A 19,059-nucleotide genomic window follows, 5' to 3' on the forward strand; every position below is an offset into this window, starting at 1 on the left:
GTAGGAACGATCGAGTAGATGATACTCGTTACAAAAACAAAGGCTGATGAAACCGATCAGCCTGCCAAGGGAGATGATATCGATCATCTCTGAACGAGGGTGGTACCGTGGAAAGGATCAAGACCTTTTCGCCCCTGCGAAAGATGAACTCTGTCGTAGTGGGTGGAAAGGTCTTTTTTGTTTGAATGAATTGTTGAACCATGCTGAGTGAAAAATCAATCATAGCAATTTAATAAGGGGAGGAGATTGGCAATGAGAGCGAAGGTAGAGGCAGAACCGGCTTCACAGACACTGACAGAAAACGGCAACGGCGCTGATATGCTCATGAAAGCTTTAAAGGAGGAAAAGGTTGAGATTCTGTTTGGGTACCCTGGAGGAGCGGTCTTGCCGATTTACGATGCTCTATACAAAGCCCCGATCAAGCACGTACTCGCCCGCCATGAACAAGGGGCCATCCACGCGGCTGAGGGTTATGCAAGGGTATCAGGGAAGCCGGGTGTGGTCATTGCGACATCTGGACCTGGTGCTACCAATCTCGTGACAGGGATTGCCGATGCCATGATGGACTCCCTTCCGCTGGTCGTCTTTACGGGGCAGGTGGCGTCGGGGGTCATCGGGACCGACGCATTCCAGGAAGCGGACGTGGTAGGCATCACGATGCCGATCACCAAGCATAATTACCAGGTGCGGGATATTAAAGATTTACCGAGGATCGTGAAGGAAGCCTTTCACATCGCATCAACCGGGAGGCCCGGACCCGTACTGGTCGATATTCCAAAAGACTTGACCTTAGAGCAGGCCTACCCGGTACACGAAGTGGAGATGGACTTACCCGGTTATCAGCCCAACTTTTATCCGAATCCCCTCCAAATAAAGAAGCTGGTGGATGCGATCAAGGTGTCGAAGCAGCCCGTCATCCTTGCAGGGGCTGGAGTGCTTCACGGAAAGGCCACGGAGGAATTGAAGGCATTCGCTGAACAATATGACATCCCGGTGGTTCACACCTTATTGGGATTAGGGGGATTCCCGGCAGACCATACCCTGTTTCTTGGCATGGCGGGGATGCACGGATGTTATACGAGTAATATGGCCATCCATGAATGTGACTTGCTCATCAATATCGGGGCCCGTTTCGATGATCGTTTAACAGGGAATCTCGCTACCTTTGCACCGAGGGCCAAAGTGGTTCATATCGACATCGACCCGGCTGAGATTGGCAAGAACGTTGAAACCCAGATCCCGATCGTGGCCGATGCGAAACAGGCGCTTACCAGGCTCCTTCAACATGAGTCCGAGAAGCCCGATTTCGATGCCTGGCATCAGCATCTTACATCATACAAAAGGGAATATCCTTTCTGGTATAACCAGGCTCATGATGTATTGTCCCCACAGCGGTTGATTGAGCAGGTGTACGAAATGACGAATGGGGAAGCCGTCGTCACAACGGACGTGGGTCAGCATCAAATGTGGGCGGCCCAATACTATTCTTTTAAAAAGCCGAATAACTGGGTCACATCCGGAGGACTAGGCACGATGGGATTCGGATTCCCCGCAGCAATCGGGGCACAGTTAGCAAACCCGGACAATACAGTGGTCGCCTTTGTAGGAGATGGAGGCTTCCAGATGACTCTTCAGGAGCTTGTCCTCTTGAAAGAATTGAACCTTCCTGTAAAAGTGGTCCTTCTCAATAACGGCACACTTGGAATGGTGAGGCAGTGGCAGGAAACGTTCTTCGAAGAGAGGTATTCCCAATCGGTTTTCTCCACCCAGCCTGATTTTGTAAAACTGGCTGAATCATATGGGATCAAAGGATATAAAGTGAAAACCCAGGAAGAAGTCGATTCTGTTTTAAAAGAAGCTTTAACAAGTGATGAACCGGTGCTCATCGATTGCTGGGTGAACCCGAAGGAAAATGTCTACCCGATGGTGGCTCCAGGTAAAGGATTACACGAAATGTTAGGAGTGAAACCATGAGGAAACGGATTGTAACAGCCCTTGTTCATAACCGGAGCGGTGTCTTGAACAGGGTGACCGGATTGTTTACAAAGCGTCAGTTCAATATTGAAAGTATTTCGGTCGGATATACAGAAACGGAAGGGATTTCGAGGATGACCTTCGTCGTCAACGTAGAAGACGATCGTAAAATCGAACAGCTCCTGAAGCAGCTCCATAAACAGATCGATGTCCTCAAGGTGTCAGACATCACGGATCAAGGAGTCGTTGCCAGGGAACTGGCCCTTATCAAGGTGTTGAGTACGGGGCAGACACGATCTGAAATCAACGGCATTGTTGAACCGTTCAGAGCCGCCATCATTGATGTGGCAAGGGACAGTGTAACGGTGCAGGTAACCGGGGAGACATCCAAGATCGAAGCCATCATCGACCTGTTAAGACCATATGGAATCAAAGAGATCGCCCGAACCGGCATCACGGCATTTGCCAGGGGCAATGGAAAATCGGTCACGGATCTGAAACAGTATTCGATTGTGAATTAGAAGTAATGTTAATAAACTTATTATTCGAAAAATGGAGAGGATGAGGGAAATGGTAAAGGTATATTATAACGGAGATGTGAATGAAGAGGTTTTGAAAGGGAAGAAAGTAGCGGTTGTCGGTTATGGCTCACAAGGTCACGCACATGCTCAAAATCTGAAGGAAAGCGGATTTGATGTTGTAGTGGGATTACGAAAAGGAAAGTCGTGGGACCAGGCGGAAAAGGACGGATTCGATGTCTACTCCGTTAGGGAAGCGAGCGAACAGGCGGATGTCATCATGGTTCTCCTGCCGGATGAGCATCAGCCGAAAGTATATGAAGCAGAAATCAAGCCCGCCCTGTCACCAGGTAAAGCACTCGCATTTGCACACGGATTCAATATCCATTTCCATCAGGTCGTCCCTCCGGAAGATGTGGATGTCTTCCTTGTTGCCCCTAAAGGACCCGGACATCTTGTAAGAAGGACCTTTGAAGAAGGAGCCGGGGTACCTGCACTCTTCGGGGTTTACCAAGACGCTTCAGGTCAAGCCGCAGAACTGGCCCTGGCATATGCCAAAGGTGTCGGCGCAGGACGTGCAGGAATCTTGGAAACATCCTTCCAGGAAGAAACAGAAACCGATCTCTTCGGGGAACAGGCAGTCCTTTGCGGAGGAGTGACATCCCTTGTGAAAGCAGGATTTGAAACACTGGTCGAAGCCGGTTATCAAAAAGAAGTCGCCTATTTCGAGTGTTTACATGAATTGAAGCTCATCGTTGATTTGATGTATGAACAGGGATTGGAAGGAATGCGCTATTCAATCTCAGATACGGCTCAATGGGGAGATTTCGTTTCAGGTCCAAGGGTAGTGAACGAGGAAACGAAAGCCCGCATGAAGGAAGTACTGACGGATATCCAAACAGGAAAATTTGCGAAGGGGTGGATCCTGGAGAACCAGGCGAACCGTCCGGAATTCAACGCCATCAATCAGCGTGAAAGTCAGCACCCGATCGAAGTCGTTGGCAGGGAGCTTCGTAAAATGATGCCATTTGTACAGAAACCTTCTACTAAAGAAAAGGAAGTGGTAGCGAGTGCGAACCATTGAGATCTTTGACACGACTCTACGGGACGGAGAACAGTCAGCGGGCGTAAATCTGAATACGATTGAGAAAATCGAGGTAGCGAAGCAGCTGGAGAGACTCGGGGTGGACGTCATTGAAGCTGGATTTCCTGCAGCTTCAAAAGGGGACTTCGATGCCGTGCAGCGGATTGGTTCCACGATCAAGAACAGCTCGGTAACGGGCCTTGCGCGGGCACAGCAGCGGGACATCGATGCAGTATGGGAATCCCTTAAAGGAACGGCGGAACCAAGGCTGCATGTCTTCCTTGCAACCTCCCCGATTCACATGACCCATAAGCTGAAGATGACACCGGATCAGGTCATCGATACAGCCGTGCAGGCGGTTCAGTACGCGAAGAAATTTTTCCCGGTCGTTCAGTGGTCGGCGGAAGATGCTTGCAGATCGGATCTCAACTTTTTAGTGAAGATCATGGAGAGGGTTATTGATGCCGGAGCTTCCGTCATCAATCTTCCCGATACGGTGGGGTATATCACCCCACATAAATACGGTGAACTGTTTCGGTACGTAAGAGAAAATGTACCGAATATCGGCGGGGTAAAGCTATCGGCACACTGCCATGATGACCTGGGGATGGCGACGGCCAATTCCCTTGCAGCCATTGAAAACGGAGCCGATCAAATTGAGGGAACCATCAATGGAATCGGTGAACGTGCCGGGAATGCAGCCTTGGAGGAAGTCGCTGTTGCCCTTCGCATCCGTGAAGATTTCTACGGGGCGACGACCAGACTGAAGCTGGATGAAATCAAGAAAACAAGCTCTCTTGTCAGTAAGCTGACGGGGATGAGGGTACCGGCTAACAAAGCGGTTGTAGGGGATAATGCCTTCGCCCATGAGTCAGGCATCCATCAGGATGGCGTATTGAAAGAAAAAACAACGTACGAAATTATCACACCGGAACTGATCGGAGTGAATTCCAACCGTCTCGTTCTCGGAAAACATTCAGGACGTCACGCATTCAAAAATAAAGCCGTCGAGCTGGGCTTTGACTTAACGGATGAAAAGTTGAACGAAGCGTTCCACACATTTAAAGATCTTGCGGATAAGAAGAAGGAAATCGTCGATGAAGATCTCTTCAGCATCCTGACGAATAAACAGACGGAAATGACTGAAGGTGTCGGGTTCACACTGGAACGAATGCAAGTTCAATATGGGATGGACAATATCCCGACGGCTACGATCGAATTGAAGTTTGAAGACGGTAACGTCACCCGCCTTGCTTCAACGGGATCCGGAAGTGTGGAAGCCATTTACAATACCATCGAAAAAATCCTTCCGGGCAAGTCAAAGCTCTTGGATTACAAAATCAACTCAGTGGGCGGAGGCCGTGATGCCCTTGCCGAAGTGTATGTCCGACTGGAGTATGACGGTGAAAATACAAGCGGACGCGGAACCGCTCAGGATGTATTGGAAGCATCTGCCCGCGCGTATCTAAATGCTGTGAACCGGTCGGCACAGCGATCACACTCAAGAGGGAAAGAAGCGGTGCAAGCCAGCTTATAAACCACGGGAGCCTTGAATTATAAGGCTCCTCATAAACCAAAAAATCAGGAGGTAATTCTAATGAAGAGAAAAATCGCTGTACTACCAGGAGACGGTATCGGTCAAGAGATTATGGACGGGGCATTAGAAGTACTGAAGGCAGTGGGTGATTGGTTCGGTCATGAATTCGAAGTCGAGAAAGGATTCATCGGGGGATCGGCCGTTGATCGCTTCGGTACACCGTTACCTCCTGAAACGATCAAGCTTTGTAAAGAGAGCGATACTGTCCTATTAGGGGCAGTCGGAGGACCGAAATGGGAGCACTTGCCGAAAGAGATCCGTCCTGAAAAAGGGCTCCTGGCCATCCGAAAAGAGTTCGACCTTTTCGCGAATCTGCGCCCGGTGAAGGCATTTGAAAGTTTACTGGGGGCATCCCCGCTCAAACGGGAGATTGTGGAAGAAGTAGATTTGGTGATTGTCAGGGAGCTGACGGGTGGATTGTATTTCGGTCAGCCGTCCGGCCGCCAGGGGAAGCGGGATGAAGTGGCCGTTGACACCCTGGTCTATGAAAAAAGTGAAATTGAACGGATCGTCCATAAAGCATTCAAGCTGGCTCAGAAACGCAAGAAAAAACTAACGTCCGTCGACAAGGCAAACGTTCTGGAAACCAGTCGAATGTGGCGGGAAGTCGTAAATGAAGTGGCCGGTGAATATCCGGATGTAGAAGTCGAACACATGCTTGTGGATGTCGCAGCCATGAAGCTGATGTATCAGCCGAAACAATTCGATGTGCTCGTGACCGAGAACATGTTCGGTGACATCCTGAGCGACGAAGCCTCCATGATCACAGGCTCACTTGGGATGCTTCCTTCCGCCAGTTTAAGGGGGGACTCATTCGGCCTTTACGAACCGGTTCACGGATCCGCCCCTGATATCGCCGGAAAAGGAAAAGCCAATCCACTGGCTATGATTCTATCGGTTGCCATGATGCTTCGCCATTCCTTCGGCTTGAAAGAAGAAGCGGAAATGATCGAAATGGGGGTTCAGGAAGTCCTGAATGCAGGCTACCGGACAGGAGACCTTTGGACGATGGGACGCGGAACCGTCGTCGGAACGGGTGCCATGAGTCAGCTGGTCGTAGAGCGTCTGGAAGCGGATCACGCCCTGTCCTCCATCCTGGCAGCGTACTTGTAATAAAGAATTTCATGGAGCGGGTGGCCGGAGCGGAAGTCATCGGTCACTCTCTCCACCAAAACAGTCTTCATTGAAATAAAATCTTACCAAACCAGGAGGGAGTTCATGGCAGGGAAAAATATCATCGAAAAGATATGGGAAAAGCACATCGTACACAGGGAAAAGGGCAAGCCGGATTTATTATACATCGATCTTCACCTTGTACATGAAGTAACATCCCCCCAGGCATTCGAGGGGCTTCGCCTGAAAGATCGCAAGCTCAGGAGGCCGGATCTGACTTACGCGACCATGGACCACAACGTTCCGACAAGGGAGCGTCACATTGTCAGGGATCAGATTGCCCGACTGCAAATGGAGACGTTGAAGAAGAACTGTGCAGAGTTCGGCGTCACCCTGGCAGACATTCATCATCCCGATCAAGGAATTGTCCATGTCATCGGTCCTGAATTGGGTCTGACCCAACCGGGGAAAACGATCGTATGCGGAGACAGCCATACTTCCACACACGGAGCGTTCGGGGCACTGGCCTTTGGAATCGGGACGAGTGAGGTGGAGCATGTACTGGCGACTCAGACATTGTGGCAATCCAAGCCCCGGACCCTTCAAGTCGAAGTCTCAGGGGAGCTCGGATTCGGTGTCACGGCAAAAGACGTGATCCTGAACATCATTTCCACCTACGGAGTCGGTTTCGGCACCGGATATGTCATCGAATTCACGGGAGACGTAATTCGCAATCTGTCCATGGAAGAAAGAATGACCGTCTGTAATATGAGCATTGAAGCAGGTGCGAAAGCAGGATTGATCAGTCCCGACGAAACGACCTTTGACTATTTAGAGGGCAGGGAATATCTTCCCAAGAACAAATCCTTCCAGCAGTGCAAGGAAGAGTGGCAATCCCTGACAAGCGATCGTGACGCCACCTATGATCACAGAATTGAGGTGAAGGGTGAAGAAATTGAACCTCATGTGACATGGGGGACGAACCCGGGGATGGGTGCCGGGATTTCAAGGTCCGTCCCTCATCCGGATGAGTACGGTGACCCTTCTGAAAGGGAAGGGGTTGAGCGGGCGCTTCATTATATGGGGCTTGAAGCCGGAATGAGAATCGAAAACATCGAGGTTGATTATGTATTTATCGGTTCTTGTACGAATTCACGCTTGAGTGACTTGAGAGCGGCGGCTGAAGTGGTGAAAGGGCACAGCGTTAAGCAGGGCGTCACCGCATTGGTTGTTCCCGGTTCGTTTAAAGTGAAGAAAAAGGCAGAAGAGGAAGGCTTGGATACGATCTTTACAGAAGCTGGTTTTGAATGGCGGGAAGCGGGATGCAGCATGTGTCTCGCCATGAATGACGATATCGTCCCACCCGGCAAACGCTGTGCATCGACTTCCAACCGGAACTTTGAAGGCAGGCAGGGGAATGGTTCAAGAACCCATCTTCTCAGTCCTTCCATGGCAGCAGCCGCGGCCATCACAGGGAAATTGACCGACGTACGAAAGCTTGAAAAAATGCCGATTTCATAGGAGGTGAAAAGGGTGGCAATCAATCATGTGGAAGCGAATGTTTTTCCTCTCAGGAGGGACAACGTAGATACGGATCAAATCATACCGAAACAATTCTTGAAAAGGATCGAGCGTAAAGGCTTCGGTCAGTTCTTATTTTACCATTGGCGGTTTGAAGACGATGGGAAGTCCCTGAGACATGACTTCTTATTGGATACCCCCAAATACCGGGATTCAGAGATTCTTCTCGGCGGAAAGAATTTCGGATGCGGGTCTTCACGGGAACATGCACCCTGGGCCCTTCAGGACTATGGATTTCAGGTGATCATCGCGAAGAGCTTTGCGGACATTTTTTATAACAATTGTTTAAAGAATGGGATCCTTCCGATTCAGTTGGATGATAAAACAGTCGATAGCCTGATGAAGAATGAGAGTCAAGTTGATTTATATAAAATCGAAGTGTCCCTTGAGCACCAGACCATCTGTGATTCTGAGGGGCTACGTGTCTCCTTTGACATTGATCCTTATTGGAAGACGATGCTTCTGAAGGGTCTGGATGAAATCGATTTAACGTTGCATTACGGTAAACATATCGAAGACTACGAAAAAAAATATGAGGTGAGTGACTTGGGAATTTAATGGATAACACTGAAGTGGTAGAAGCAATGGAAAGAATCAGTCATCAGGTGCATCGAACACCGTTAAAGCAATCATCGACGCTGAATGCGTTCACTGGTGGAGAAGTCTATTTGAAAATGGAGAACCTGCAGCGGACAGGTTCCTTCAAAGTAAGGGGTGCCATGAATAAAATCATGTCATTGTCTGAAGAAGAAGCAGGGAGGGGGATCATTGCCGCTTCGGCAGGAAATCATGCCCAAGGGGTGGCGCTGGCTGCCTCCAAGCGAGGGGTCCCTTCCAAAATCTTCATGCCAAAGCGGACGCCTTCTACTAAAGTTGCGGCAACGAAACATTACGGAGCTGAAATCGTTTTGACTGGAGACACCTATCAGGAAGCCTATGGGGCAGCACTTGAGGAGAAAATCAAAAAAGGCTCGACGTATGTTCATGCATTTGATGATTATAAAGTGATGGCTGGACAAGGGACAGTCGCACTGGAAATGCTTCAACAGCTCAGTGATTTAGACATGATTCTCGTCCCCGTCGGTGGAGGGGGCTTGCTCGCAGGGATGGCACTGGCCGTGAAAGCCTTTAATCCCCGCGTACAGATTGTCGGCGTGCAGGCTTTGGGGGCGCCGGCTACGTATAATTTTTTTACAGGAAGCAATAAAGGTTCCCTTGAGCATGTTCATACCATTGCAGACGGGATCCTTGTCAAGACGCCTGGAGAGCTCACGTTTCCGATCATCCGGAAGTATGTGGACGATATGGTCACCGTGACCGATGAAGAAATCTCCTATAGCATCATGTTCATGCTTCAACGGGAGAAAACCCTGGTCGAAGGAGCGGGAGCCGCATCCTTGGCGGCAGCCATGTGTCAAAAAGTCAAGGTACAGGGGAAGAAGGTAGGCTGCGTCATCAGCGGCGGGAACGCCGATCCGAGTAAAATCCCTGTTTATCGGGATTTATCCAAAATGGCCAGACAGTTGCATCATATTGTGTAAAGATGGGACGGCTCTTAACTGCGTGAGTAGTTGGGAGCGGTCCTCTGTTTTTAGCAAGTTGATATGATTTTTCGTGGAGATAACTAGAACAATCAAATTAATTAAACTTGTAAGCTCTTACATTCTGAAAATGCGCAAAAACCTATTGTAATAGGTAATTTTTTCAACTATAATGTCCACTATACAAATACAAATGTACACCAGAAATAAACAAATGGAGGTTTTCGGCTTATGGAATCAATTTCAATCGGACTTTTAGGACTCGGAACGGTGGGAGCCGGAGTGGTGAAGATAGTAGAGAATCATCAGGATAAATTGTCTCATCAGATCGGCTGCCCGGTGACGGTGAAAAAAGCCCTCGTTCAGGATTTAGAGAAAGACAGGGGACTGGAAATCGAAAACAGCATATTAACCTTAAATCCTGAGGAAGTCCTGTTTGACCCTGAAATTGATATTGTGGTCGAGGTCATGGGTGGAATCGAAGCAACGAAGGAGCATCTCCTGCATGCATTAAACGAAGGTAAGCATGTCGTCACGGCAAACAAAGATCTCATGGCCCTCCATGGACCTGAATTATTAAGAGCGGCCTCGGAAAATGGCTGTGACTTATTCTACGAAGCAAGCGTCGCAGGAGGTATCCCGATTTTAAGGAGTTTAGTAGACGGCCTTGCCTCGGACCGCATCACGAAAATGATGGGAATCGTCAACGGGACAACGAACTTCATTTTGACAAAGATGACGAAAGAGGGACGGACCTTCGATGATGTCCTAAAGGAAGCCCAGGATCTCGGCTATGCTGAATCGGATCCGACGGCAGATGTCGGCGGATTGGATGCGGCAAGGAAGATGGCGATCCTGTCCACCCTGGGGTTCTCCATGAATGTGGACCTGGCGGATGTGAAAGTGAAGGGGATCACGGAAGTAACGGGAGATGACATACAATATGCCGAACAGTTCGGTTATACGATGAAGCTCATCGGTTACGCCCACCGGGAAGGGGAAAAGGTCGAAGTAAGCGTGGAGCCGACCCTCCTGCAAAATGAACACCCCCTCGCGTCTGTACATGATGAATATAATGCCGTGTACGTGTACGGTGAAGCGGTGGGAGAAACGATGTTTTACGGTCCAGGTGCAGGGAGTCTTCCGACAGCGACTGCTGTCGTATCCGATATGGTGGGAATCATGAAGAATATGAGACTGGGCGTGAATGGGAAGAGTGCCGTGAATCCGCAGTTCCCGAAGAAACTAAAAGAACCTGATGAAATTCATTCAAAATATTTCTTGCGGCTGCACGTTCGTGACGAAGTGGGCGTATTGGCCAAACTGACGTCCATCTTCTCGAATCACGGAGTCAGTTTCGAAAAAATACTCCAGAATCCCCTGGACAGTGATGAGTTTGCAGAAATCGTCCTGGTGACTCATAAGGCATCCCTGGAGCATTATGAAGATATCCTCATGGAGCTGAAGGATTATGAAGCGGTTCATTCAATTGAAAGTTCATACCGCGTAGAAGGAGGAGAAAAAGGATGAGATGGAAAGGACTACTTGAAGAGTACGGAGAACAGCTTCCATTAAATGCAGATACTCCCCTTTTAAGCTTGAACGAAGGAAACACACCATTGATCGAGTTGAAGTCGTTGTCCGAGGAGTGGGGCATCGAGCTTTATGCAAAGGTTGAGGGGGCGAACCCGACAGGATCCTTTAAGGACCGGGGGATGGTCCTGGCCGTTGCGAAAGCGGTGGAATCAGGCAGCACGACGGTCATTTGTGCATCGACAGGCAATACTTCTGCTTCAGCTGCAGCTTATGCGGCACGGGCGGGGATCAAATGCATCGTCGTCATTCCGGAGGGGAAAATCGCCCAAGGGAAATTGGCTCAGGCCGTCATGTACGGGGCCGAGATCATTTCAATCGAAGGGAATTTCGATGAAGCCCTGGAGATTGTCCGGGAACTGAGTAAAACGGAATCCGTCACGCTTGTGAATTCGGTGAATCCATATCGACTGGAAGGACAGAAAACAGCGGCCTTCGAAGTCATCGAAGGATTAGGGGAAGCCCCGGATGTGCTCGCGATACCTGTCGGGAATGCAGGCAATATATCAGCATACTGGAAAGGATTCAAGGAATATTCAGATCGCAGCGCTTCATCGCTTCCCCGCATGTTCGGCTTTGAGGCATCGGGGGCAGCGGCTCTTGTCCACGACCGCGTGTTTCCCCAGCCCGAAACGATTGCCACTGCCATCCGCATCGGGAACCCGGCGAGCTGGACATTGGCCGTCGACGCACTGAAGGAATCCAACGGCCATATTGATGAAGTGACGGATGAAGAAATCCTGGAAGCCTATCAGCTGATGGCAAGAAAAGAAGGGATCTTCGCGGAGCCGGCTTCTTGTGCTTCCATCGCAGGGATCAAGAAGTCATTGGAAAAAGGGCTTCTTGAACCAGGGGCGAAGGTAGTCGCGGTATTGACGGGGAATGGATTGAAAGATCCGGTTACGGCCATGGAGTGCAGCCCGGTGACACCGGTGAAGCTGCCAAACGATCGTGAACTGGTGAAGGATTATATCAAGGGAACGATCGGGGTATGAAGGGCCGGGAACCGCGCTCGTGGAAAATCATCGTCCCGGGAAGCACAGCTAATTTAGGAGCAGGATTTGACTCACTTGGCCTGGCTTTGGAGGTCTTTTTAACCGTCGAGGCACATGAAGCAGATGACTGGCAGGTGATCCCTTTGTCAGCGGCCCTGGAGGTATTTCCTGAAGATGAGTCGCATTTCATCGTAGAAGTCGTCAAGGAAGTGGCGGGTGAATATGGAAGGAAGCCTGCACCATGTCATTTATACGTATCAAGTGATATCCCATTAACCAGGGGTCTCGGATCCAGTGCAGCGGCTGTCGTGGCAGGGGTCGAACTCGCCAATGCTTTATGCGATCTCAACTTGACACAGGAAAAGAAGCTGGTTCTGGCAAATCGTTTCGAAGGTCATCCCGATAACGTCGGGGCATCTCTCTACGGAGGATTTGTTGTCAGCTGTCAGGATGAAAAGGGTGTTAACCTGATCACGGTGCCTGACCTTCCAATCGATGTTGTATGTGTCATACCGAAAGCAGAGCTGAAAACGTCGGATTCGAGAAATGTCCTCCCTTCATCCCTATCATTTGCAGAATCCGTCAGTGCTGGAGCGGTATCCAATGTTTTAGTTGCGGCGTTCCTGACCGGTGATTGGGAAATGGTCGGAAAGATGATGAAACGGGATCGTTACCATCAGCCTCACCGGAGAAAGCTTCTACCCCATTACGATGCCGTTGAAAAAGTGGCGGATCGTTTCGGTGCTTTCGGCGTCGCTTTAAGCGGGGCTGGTCCAACGGTTGCCTGCTTTGTGGAACGGGAAGCAAGCGAATGGCTCTTCCGCCAGCTCGAACAATCCTTCCCGACCATGGACGTCCGCAAACTATCCATCTCCCATACGGGAAGCAGCATCACCACCCACCAACCAAAGGTCCGTCCCTCATCGCTTTAAAGCAGCGAGGGACGGACCTCATTTTATTTTTTCTCCGTTGTGATCATAAAACAGTTGTCTTTCTCATTGACGTGCAGGCAGTAGGAGGATGGATACGTCATGCCCATTTCTTCCCGGAGTTCCTTCGGGATGTGGACCGTTCCTTTTTCTGAGATGTAGCGTTTGTTGTGGGTGGAGTCCTTTCTGGCCTGCTTAATATAGAGGCAATTGTTTTGATAGACGAGCTCTGCAAGTTTTCCCGGCAGCAGTCCAAACTTTTCCCTCCATTTATGGGGGAGAGTGATTGTACCGCTTTTACTGAAAGGTTTACTCCCATACATCATACTTAACATTCGTATCACCTGCCTTCACTATCATATTGTTCTCTTTTTACCTCCCTAAAGAAAAATAAACGCCAATTTGAAAAATTAGGAAAAAGGGCTGAGTTTCTTTGAAAGGGTAGGGGGAAATCGAAGGGAGAAAACGATCATTTAACATCCGATGGTTCATACTATTATTTATTCTCTTCCTTCAAGCTCCCTATGTTATGATTAGGTGGGTTGTCAAAGTAAATGAAACAGATGAAAATACTCTCGCATTTCAGTCTTATGAGTATTTTTGATAAATGGATAAGAACTGAGAAACCATAGGAGAAAGACTATTGGAATTTAGGTGAATGTCAAATCATGAAACAAGCTAAAGATATTGCCTTGAAGATATCCGTCACCTATGTATTGTTAGGTGCATTATGGATTGTGTTTACAGATTATGCATCCATGATCATTGCACATGAAAAGCTTAGTATGTATATTTATTTTCAGCGCTATAAGGGCTGGCTATTTACGTTTGTAACAGGTATCATCATATTTTTCCTGATTTACCGGAGGGCCAATGAGCTGATTCTCTCAAACGATAAACTGTCAAAAAAAGAGAAGCAGCTGCAAATAAGGAATCAGCATTACCACTCGTTGTTCGAACAAAATCCCGATGCCGTCTTAGAGCTGAGCTTGGATGGGCATGTCATTTCTGTAAATGCAGAAGCCGAGGGATTGCTTGAATTCACCCAAGAAGAGTTAAAGGAAGTGAAATTCAGTAAGTTCCTGGATAAAGAAGAAATGAAGCGGGTGACAGAGTACTTTTTCGCTACGTTCAAAGGCATCGCATCCACCTTTGAGACGAAGATCCATATCGGCGATAATAAAGGAAAGATCCTCAGGTGCTCCCTCGTGCCGATTATCGTTAATCGAGAGGTGACAGGAATGTTCGCCATCGCAAGGGATATCACATCCAATCGGGAAAACGAAGAAATGGTCGTCGCGTCGGAGAAACTTTCTGTCATTGGTCAGTTGGCAGCTGCCGTTGCCCATGAAATCCGCAACCCGCTCACATCTCTCAAGGGATTTATCCAACTTATGCAAACGACCAATACCATCAATCACGAACATTTGGACATTATGCTCTCAGAAGTGGATCGAATTGATTTGATTTCAGGTGAGATGCTGATCCTTGGGAAACAGCAGGAAACCCACTTCCGTCATGAAAAACTCGATGATATCCTTCAGCAGGTCCTCGTCCTGATGGAAGCACAGGCTAATCTTGATAATGTGTCCATTACATACGAAAACCTGTCTGAAAAACCTTTGTATGTGTCGGGAGAGTCCAATCAGCTTAAACAGGTTTTCATCAATATCATTAAAAATGCCGTGGAAGCCATCCCAGCGTCCAAGGATGGGAAGGTCTCGATTTCGTTGGAAGAACAGGGCACAAACGCACAGGTTATCGTGAAGGATAATGGAGTCGGCATGGAGCCTGAAAGAATCGAACATCTGGGGGAACCGTTTTATTCCACGAAAGAAAAAGGCACGGGCCTCGGTCTTGCCGTATGCAAAAAAATCATCCAGCGTCATAAAGGACATATACACTTTCAAAGTGATAAAGAAAAAGGGACGGCAGTGGAAATCAGCTTACCCATTGAGGAAGAGCCTTCTGCCTTTACCGATTAAGAAAGGACGAAACGTATGAATTCAATCTCAAGCATCATCCATTCGCCAATACTACAGAAAAACTGGGAAGAATCAGGGTTTACTGCATTCACTCCCGTACAGGAAAAAGTCGTGCCCCTAATCATGGAAGGGAAAGATGTCGTGTGTGAATCACCAACGGGGACGGGGAAAACCCTGGCTTATTTACTCCCAATCATCCAGGCCATCGATCCATCAAGAAAACAGGCACAGGCTGTTATCATTGCACCATCAAGAGAGCTGGTCATGCAGATCCACCAGGAAATCCAGAAATGGGCTAAGGGGACGGACATTACGAGTGCTGCCTTCATCGGTGGTGCGAACGTCAAGAAACAAGTCGAGAAGCTGAAGAAAAAGCCTCATATCGTTGTCGGAACAACGGGTCGCCTGATCGAATTGATGAAAATGAAAAAACTGAAGATGCATGAAGTGAAAACCATCGTTGTCGATGAGTTTGACTTAATGATTTCATCGGAGCATATCCGGGAAGTGAAGGATATCATCAAATCGACTTTGAAAGAACGTCAGGTGCTTTTCTTCTCTGCCACTTTATCAGATGAAACGGAACAAGTTGCCGAATCTCTCTTACAGAACCACGAAATTGTCAAGATGGAAGCCAACCTTGATAATCCGAAAGTAGACCATGTCTTTGTATATAGTGAATTGCGGGATAAGATGGAAGCCCTCAGAAGTATCTCTTACTTCAAAGGGATCAAGGCACTTGTATTCTTCAATCAACTGGAGAAACTCTCTGAAATGGAAGAGAAGCTTAAATATAAGGGAGTCGAGCTTGAAGTCTTAGCAGGAGAATCGAACAAGATGGAGCGCAAGCAATCCCTGGACCGTTTCCGCTCAGGGAAGGTGTCCATGCTTCTGACAACCGATGTTGCGGCACGAGGCCTTGATATCACCGATGTCACACACGTGATCCATTTCGATTTCCCGAGCGACACGAAGCAGTACATTCACCGTTCAGGAAGAACCGGCCGCATGGGAGCAGAAGGAACTGTGATCTGCCTCGTATCCAAGCGTGAACTGAGCTTCCTTGAAAAGCTAAGCAAAGAACTTAACCTGCCATTCCAGGAAAAGACCATCCGCGGCGGCGGACTGCAACAACCGGAAACAAAATAAAAAAAGAGGTCCGTCCCCGGATATGAGGGACGGACCTCTATTTAGTTATACCCTGTCGCTATTTTTCATACACAATCCTGCCGTCCATCACTGTCATCCATACACTCGTCTCAAGGAGTTCCTCCGCGTCAACTTCGAAAGGATTCCGGTCCAAAACGGCTAAATCAGCTTTTTTTCCAACTTCGATCGTTCCTAAATCATGCTCCCTGAAGTTTCCGTAAGCAGGAGATTTCGTGTAATGGATCAGGGCATGGGCCAATGAAATTTTCTCATGAGGATTCCATCCGCCTTGAGGAGAGCCGTCTTCATGCTTCCGTGTGACCGCCCTGTACAGGCCGAGCATCGGATTCAAGTCCACAATCGGAAAGTCCGTTCCAAACGCAATGGCTGCGTCATGCTTGTCCAATGAACCGATCGGCCACGTATAGCGTGCCCGCTCCATCCCGAGTCTGTCCAGATACGCATGGGAATCCATGGAACCCGACGTGAGATGCTCGGGCTGGATGGATGCGATGACTCCGAGCTTCCGGAAGCGCTCGAAATCCTGTGGGTCGCATACTTCAATATGTTCGATCGTATGTCTGGAATCCCTTGCACCATTTACCTGCATAGCATGCTCATACACATCCAGGCCCAACCGGACAGCGGCGTCCCCGCAAGCGTGCAGGCGGATCCGGAACCCTTCCCGGTCAGCATCCTCGATCCATTTTTGATACACATGTGGTTCATAAATGGTTCCCCCAATTTCAGTCGGCCGGTCTGAGTATGGCTGAAGCAAATACCCCGTATACGTCAGGGGGACACCATCGAGGAACTGCTTCAAACCAGAAAACTGAAGTTTATCCGATTGATACTTCTCCCTGAATTGAATGCCACGCCCGAGGTCACCATCCAGCACGTCCAGGAAGTGAATGCGTGTCGTCAGCTCGCCTTTTTCTTCAAATTCCCGATAAAACCCGGGATCTCCCAATGTATAACCGGGAAGAGGCAGCATGTCGGCAACGGAAGTGATCCCATAGGATGCCGTCTTCTTCAGCATTCCGTTCATCAATCTGTCCTTTACTTTCCTTTCGAATGTAAAAGCCTCCGTCACATACTGTACGGCCGTCTCATATAAAAATCCGGTTGGTTCACCGTCGGCATCTTTTTCAATCTTACCGAAAGGAGGAGCGGAAGTATCCCGGTGAATCCCCAATTTCTCGAGGGCAGCTGTATTCAGCCAAGCGCTATGAGCTTCTTCATTGAGCAGAACAACGGGGCGGTGGGGCAGGTACCGGTCCAATGAATGGCGGGTGGGGGTGGTCTGGTCCGGCCAGCGGACATGATGCCATCCGAATCCAAGAACCCATTCCTCATCGGGATGTTCCCGGGCATATTCCGCCACCATCTTCGCCGTCATATCCTCTGTGGTCCCGAAAGTCAGTTGGCAAAAACCCTCAAACATCGCTCCTAAAAACCAATGAAGATGAAAGTCATGGAACCCTGCCGTCACCAGGCGGTTTCCGGCATCCCTGACGTCCGTAGAGGGGCCTATGAAACTCTCCATCTCAGAACGGGGACCGACCCCAATGATCATGTCATCCCTTACTGCAACGAAGCCATCGATGGGAGCAGCTGCATTCCCGGTGAATAGAGCAGTGCTTACCAGTATTGTATCGGCCTTCATGTAATCCCCATCCTTTTTCATCTATTACATCGATTGTAACCAGATGAAGGAAAGAACACAAACGGTGAAATGATAAAAACTTGCTCTTACAAGAAGGCATTGGAAAATCCCATGTTGAATACATAAGGAGAACAAGAAGAAAAGGAGAATGACCATGTTGACACGAACCTTTCCGGCACTTGAAACAGATAGATTTCGCTTACGGCAGATGAAAGAAGGGGATGCTCCCCGTGTTTTTGACTATTTCTCAAAAGAAGAAGTCACCCGATATTATGATCTGGAGTCGTTCCATGAGGAAAGACAGGCACTGGAGATCATCGAAAAGTGGAACGAAAGGTTTCATCTGAATGAAGGAATCCGATGGGGGATTGCCCTGAAAGAATCCGACGAGATCATCGGCAGCTGCGGTTTTCATCAATGGGAGAAAGAACATTTTAAAGCCGAGGTGGGGTTTGAGGTTCATCCATCCTATTGGAGGCAAGGGGTCATCACGGAAGTATTACAGCCGATCCTCGGATACGGCTTTGAAGAAATGAATCTTAATCGGATCGAGGCCTATTACGATCCGGAAAATACGGCATCGAAGAATAGTCTCGAAAAGGCCGGCTTTACATTTGAAGGCGTATTGCGAAAAGCGGCATTTGAAAAAGGCGTATTTTGCGATGCGGCTGTCTGCTCTTTATTAAAAGAAGAATATTGACCACAAATTTAAGACGCTGCTTATGCCTATACCACATAAACAGCGTCTTAACTTAAGTAAACCTTATTCAATTAACTTTACTATCCTTTCTTACTAATACACATACGTAACATTCATTTAACATTAAATTAATGGTCTTGCATGGTTTATTAGTTTATTTTCGTTTGCCGCTGATTTTCCCACACGCCCACATGTTACGAAGATAGTTTTCACGGGCTATCTTCTTGCGTACCATGATGTTAGCATGCTTCGCTTACATTCTTCATTGGAATCATCTCCTGAAATAAGATTGCGCATTCCCGCATATCCACACATCTTGAAATCAGTTTTCACGGGCCGATCTCAAAAGCGAGATGTGATGCTGACATGCTTTGCTAACTCACTTCATTGGAATCACGCCTTCCTTTAAAGATTGTTTTGTGAATCATTTATTAATTATATATTAACAAATTATAAAATTAATGCAAATGTTCAGAATAATCAATATAGTGCGATTTTGGGCGGTTTTTGGATTGAAATGGGCGGTTATCTTGGGTTATCTTATTTTTTCTTGGTTTTTTATTTTTTTTAAAAGCTTAGTAGCTCTGTAAGGAGCATTTATTAAGGCAGAGACCGTTCCTTTTCGCTGCAGGTG

General features: G+C 48.3%; 16 protein-coding genes. 14 read left to right on the top strand and 2 right to left on the bottom strand.

The genetic code is table 11. From position 1 onward, the window contains the following. The first annotated feature begins 252 nt into the window (after positions 1–252). The 11 genes from ilvB to thrB all read left to right on the top strand — a co-directional run bounded on the left by ilvB (position 253) and on the right by thrB (position 12,928). Entirely contained in the window at positions 253–1,974 is a 1,722-nt protein-coding gene (gene ilvB / locus BVI01S_RS09895) for an acetolactate synthase large subunit (RefSeq protein WP_061810022.1), read from the top strand. Next, a complete protein-coding gene (ilvN, locus tag BVI01S_RS09900) occupies positions 1,971–2,495 on the top strand; it encodes an acetolactate synthase small subunit (RefSeq protein ID WP_034761039.1) in 525 nt (174 codons plus the stop codon). The genes ilvB and ilvN overlap by 4 nt, the downstream gene beginning before the upstream one ends. Positions 2,496–2,535: 40 nt before the next feature. Then, complete coding sequence (gene ilvC, locus BVI01S_RS09905) at positions 2,536–3,576, top strand: ketol-acid reductoisomerase (protein ID WP_082804706.1); 1,041 nt, start codon at positions 2,536–2,538, stop codon at positions 3,574–3,576. Further along, a complete protein-coding gene (locus BVI01S_RS09910; protein ID WP_061810024.1) occupies positions 3,563–5,113 on the top strand; it encodes a 2-isopropylmalate synthase in 1,551 nt (516 codons plus the stop codon). The genes ilvC and BVI01S_RS09910 overlap by 14 nt, the downstream gene beginning before the upstream one ends. A gap of 60 nt (positions 5,114–5,173) precedes the next feature. After that, the gene (leuB, locus tag BVI01S_RS09915; RefSeq protein WP_061810025.1) at positions 5,174–6,286 is read left to right on the top strand and encodes a 3-isopropylmalate dehydrogenase; all 1,113 of its coding nucleotides are present in this window, start codon (positions 5,174–5,176) and stop codon (positions 6,284–6,286) included. Between the two features lie 105 nt (positions 6,287–6,391). Then, positions 6,392–7,807, top strand: a complete 1,416-nt coding sequence (leuC, locus tag BVI01S_RS09920; protein ID WP_061810026.1) for a 3-isopropylmalate dehydratase large subunit — start codon at positions 6,392–6,394, stop codon at positions 7,805–7,807. Positions 7,808–7,819: 12 nt separating this feature from the next. Further along, positions 7,820–8,425 carry a 3-isopropylmalate dehydratase small subunit gene (gene leuD / locus BVI01S_RS09925; RefSeq protein WP_034761050.1) on the top strand — a complete coding sequence of 202 codons (606 nt, stop codon included), beginning with the start codon at positions 7,820–7,822 and terminating at the stop codon, positions 8,423–8,425. 26 nt (positions 8,426–8,451) lie between these two features. Further along, positions 8,452–9,408 (top strand): threonine ammonia-lyase, encoded by a 957-nt coding sequence (gene ilvA / locus BVI01S_RS09930; protein WP_061810038.1) that lies wholly within the window; start codon positions 8,452–8,454, stop codon positions 9,406–9,408. A 231-nt stretch (positions 9,409–9,639) separates the two neighbouring features. Then, positions 9,640–10,938: a homoserine dehydrogenase gene (locus BVI01S_RS09935; protein WP_061810027.1), complete on the top strand. Its 1,299-nt coding sequence runs from the start codon at positions 9,640–9,642 to the stop codon at positions 10,936–10,938. Further along, entirely contained in the window at positions 10,935–11,996 is a 1,062-nt protein-coding gene (gene thrC, locus BVI01S_RS09940; RefSeq protein WP_061810028.1) for a threonine synthase, read from the top strand. Before BVI01S_RS09935 ends, thrC begins: the two co-directional genes overlap by 4 nt. After that, positions 11,993–12,928, top strand: coding sequence for a homoserine kinase (gene thrB, locus BVI01S_RS09945; RefSeq protein WP_061810029.1), 936 nt, complete (start codon positions 11,993–11,995; stop codon positions 12,926–12,928). The genes thrC and thrB overlap by 4 nt, the downstream gene beginning before the upstream one ends. Positions 12,929–12,951: 23 nt before the next feature. On the opposite strand, the gene BVI01S_RS09950 is transcribed toward thrB, so the two are convergent. Beyond that, the gene (locus BVI01S_RS09950) at positions 12,952–13,260 is read right to left on the bottom strand and encodes an AbrB/MazE/SpoVT family DNA-binding domain-containing protein (protein WP_244886915.1); all 309 of its coding nucleotides are present in this window, start codon (positions 13,258–13,260) and stop codon (positions 12,952–12,954) included. A 333-nt stretch (positions 13,261–13,593) separates the two neighbouring features. Here BVI01S_RS09950 and BVI01S_RS09955 point away from each other — a divergent pair, with 333 nt between their 5' ends. After that, entirely contained in the window at positions 13,594–14,910 is a 1,317-nt protein-coding gene (locus BVI01S_RS09955; RefSeq protein WP_174523021.1) for an ATP-binding protein, read from the top strand. A gap of 15 nt (positions 14,911–14,925) precedes the next feature. Beyond that, complete coding sequence (locus BVI01S_RS09960; RefSeq protein ID WP_061810031.1) at positions 14,926–16,059, top strand: DEAD/DEAH box helicase; 1,134 nt, start codon at positions 14,926–14,928, stop codon at positions 16,057–16,059. Positions 16,060–16,117: 58 nt separating this feature from the next. On the opposite strand, the gene BVI01S_RS09965 is transcribed toward BVI01S_RS09960, so the two are convergent. Further along, positions 16,118–17,725, bottom strand: a complete 1,608-nt coding sequence (locus BVI01S_RS09965) for an amidohydrolase (protein ID WP_244886917.1) — start codon at positions 17,723–17,725, stop codon at positions 16,118–16,120. 154 nt (positions 17,726–17,879) lie between these two features. On the opposite strand from BVI01S_RS09965, the gene BVI01S_RS09970 reads away from it, so the two are divergent. Beyond that, positions 17,880–18,425, top strand: a complete 546-nt coding sequence (locus BVI01S_RS09970) for a GNAT family N-acetyltransferase (RefSeq protein ID WP_061810033.1) — start codon at positions 17,880–17,882, stop codon at positions 18,423–18,425. Positions 18,426–19,059 lie beyond the last annotated feature (634 nt).

The sequence above is a fragment of the Rossellomorea vietnamensis NBRC 101237 genome (genome assembly GCF_001591825.1).
GTDB classification, from domain to species: domain Bacteria; phylum Bacillota; class Bacilli; order Bacillales; family Bacillaceae_B; genus Rossellomorea; species Rossellomorea vietnamensis.